The following is a 2,516-nucleotide window of genomic DNA, read 5'->3' as shown; positions in this document are numbered from 1 at the left end:
GCGTCGGAGGGGCGGCTGACCTTGACTCCGGCGGGGTCGGCCGGGTTGACGGTTGCGGCGAGGACGTTGCGTACGTCGTTGACGGCGTCCTCGGTGGAGCGTTCGTAGATGCGGGTGGGGTGTCCGTCGAAGTCGAGGAGGTCGCGGGCGGCCTGCCAGCCGACCAGCGCCGAACGGTCCACCTCGGGGGCCAGGGGTATGGGGTCCAGGATGCCGATGACGGTGAACCACCGCTCGCCGATCCACACCTGCCGGTTGGGCCCGTCGACGCCGAGCAACTCGGCCGCCCGCGAGCCCAGGACGACGGTGGGGTAGCGGGAGGTGGCGGCGTTGAACCACTGCCCCTTGCCGACCCGTCCGCCGATCGTGCCGAGGAGGTCCTCGCGGGTCGCGGCGACGGTGATGCCCTTGGTTTCGCGCGGGTCGATCCGGTCGGTGCGTCGGACGCTGCGACCGTCCAACTGGGCCGTGGCGCTCGCGGAGGTCACCGGGCCGATCCGGCGCACCATGTCGACCGCGTCCTCGGGCAGTTTCACCTTGCCGCCGAACATCGAGTCGCCGGGTCCGACCGAGAGCATGTTCGTGCCCAGGCTTCGGATCTGGTCCATGAGTCGGGCCTGGCTGGCGGTGCCGATGCCCAGGACGGCGACCATGGCGGCGATCCCGATGGCGATGCCCAGGCCGGACAGGACGGCGCGCATCGGCCGGCCGCGTACGCCGAGCAGGCCGACGCGCACCACGTCGAAGGGTCCCAGCCGCGCTGTGTCGGGCAGCGGCACCGGCGTCGGTCGGATGGTGACGGTGTCCTGGCCGGTCCTCGTCATCCGGGCACCCCCACCGGCAGCGTGTTCGTCGCTCCGCTGTCCGCGTGGATGCGGCCGTCGAGGATCTCGACCCGGCGGGGCAGCGATCGGGCGATCCCGGGGTCGTGGGTGATGACGACGATGGTGGTGCCGTCCGCGTGGAGTTCGTGCAGCAGCCGCATCACCGTCGTCCCGGAGCGTGAGTCGAGTGCGCCGGTGGGTTCGTCGGCGAGGACGAGTGCGGGTCGGGCGACCAGTGCGCGGGCGATGGCGACGCGTTGGCGTTCGCCGCCGGACAATTCGCGGGGGACGTGGTCGAGTCGGCTGCCCAGGCCGACCCTGGCCAGCGCGTCGGCGGCGCGTTCGCGGCGTTCGCGGACGGGGATGCCGTGGTAGTAGAGGCCGTTGGCCACGTTGTCGACCGCGGTGAAGTGCTCGGTGAGGAAGAACTGCTGGAACACGAAGCCGATCCAGTTGGCCCGCACGCCGGAGAGTTGACGGTCCCTCAGCCGCGCGACGTCGTGCCCGAGCAGGCGCACCACCCCCTCGGTCGGCCGGTCCAGGGTGCCCATCAACTGGAGCATGGTCGACTTCCCGGACCCGGACGGTCCGACCACCGCGAGCAGTTCGCCCGCCTCGACCGTCAGGTTCGCGTCGATCAACGCACGGACGCCACCGGGGTGGGACCGGCCGACGTGCTCGAGTTCGATCACCGGTACCGTGCCGTGACCGCCTGGCGGTTCCGGTTCGGTCGTCGTGTGCGGCGTTGTGCGATGCCTCCTCATGCTCATGCCTTGGGCACCCCGACCTTCAGGCCCTCGATCACGCCGTCGCCGGTCACCTCGACCCGCCCGTCGGCGAACATCCCGAGTTCGACCTCGAGCAGCCGGGTGCCGCCGTCCGGTTCGAGGGCCTCCACCCCGTAGCCGCCCTCGGCGAGCGCGAGCAGCGCGTTGACCGGGACGGTGAGCACGCCCTTGCGCTCCTTGCCGGTGAACCCGACGGTGACCGGCGCGCCGTCCAGGGTGCCCGCGTCCTCGGGCCGGTCGAGCGCGATGTCGACCGGGATGGTGGCCCTGTCCCCGCCCGGCGCGGACCCCGGGGTCTGCTCGCCCTCCTCGGCCACGGTGCCGACCCGGGTGACGGTGCCGGTCGCGGTCCTCCCGCCGGGCAGCGTGACCCGGACCTTGGCGTCCTTGGTCGCCAGGGTCTGCTTGTTGACCGGCAGGTTCACGGTGACCCGGCGGCCGGTGCCGCTCGCCTTGAACAGCGGCCCCTGCGAACTCGCGCCCAGGACCGCGGTGACCTCGCCGACCCGGACCGAGTCCGGCAGCACGACCGCGTCACCGGGATCGAACCGGCCGGTCTGTTTGCGGCCCATGTCCTTCTGCCACTTCTTCACCGCACCGGCGGTGGCGTCGGTGAACCTCTCGTCCACGGTGAACCCGCCGTACCCCAGGGCCTGGAGGTTCTGCTCCAACTCGCGGACGTCCACACCCTTGTCCACACCGACGGACAACGCCCGCCAGAACGGCGTCTCGCCATAGAACAACGGCACCTTCGTCCCGTCCCGCCCGTACACCCGATCACCGCGCGACAACGTGTCGCCCACGCCCGGAAGCCAGGTGATCGTCCCGGGCCCCGCGTCGTTCCCGGCATCCGGCGGCGAACCACCCCGACCGGAACCTCCGCCCGTACCGGACCCACCACCCG

General features: G+C 71.9%; 3 protein-coding genes. All 3 read right to left on the bottom strand.

Annotated elements, in window-relative coordinates; all coding sequences use genetic code 11:
- Positions 1-824 (bottom strand): ABC transporter permease (locus ACIBSV_RS50595; protein WP_395874779.1); only part of this gene is annotated, 824 nt, incomplete at its 3' end.
- The gene (locus tag ACIBSV_RS50590) at positions 821-1,594 is read right to left on the bottom strand and encodes an ABC transporter ATP-binding protein (protein WP_395874776.1); all 774 of its coding nucleotides are present in this window, start codon (positions 1,592-1,594) and stop codon (positions 821-823) included. The genes ACIBSV_RS50595 and ACIBSV_RS50590, both read right to left, overlap by 4 nt.
- Positions 1,591-2,516 (bottom strand): peptidoglycan-binding protein (locus tag ACIBSV_RS50585; RefSeq protein WP_395874774.1); only part of this gene is annotated, 926 nt, incomplete at its 5' end. The genes ACIBSV_RS50590 and ACIBSV_RS50585, both read right to left, overlap by 4 nt.

The sequence above is a fragment of the Embleya sp. NPDC050154 genome (genome assembly GCF_044460165.1).
Taxonomy (GTDB): Bacteria; Actinomycetota; Actinomycetes; order Streptomycetales; family Streptomycetaceae; genus Embleya.
Note: the sequence above shows the minus strand (reverse complement) of the source record. Positions and strands in the feature narration are given on the sequence as shown.

Bases quoted from the DNA above. Each gene is read 5' to 3' on its own strand.
- ACIBSV_RS50590 (WP_395874776.1), bottom strand. From the start codon at position 1,594: ATGAGCATGAGGAGGCATCGCACAACGCCGCACACGACGACCGAACCG.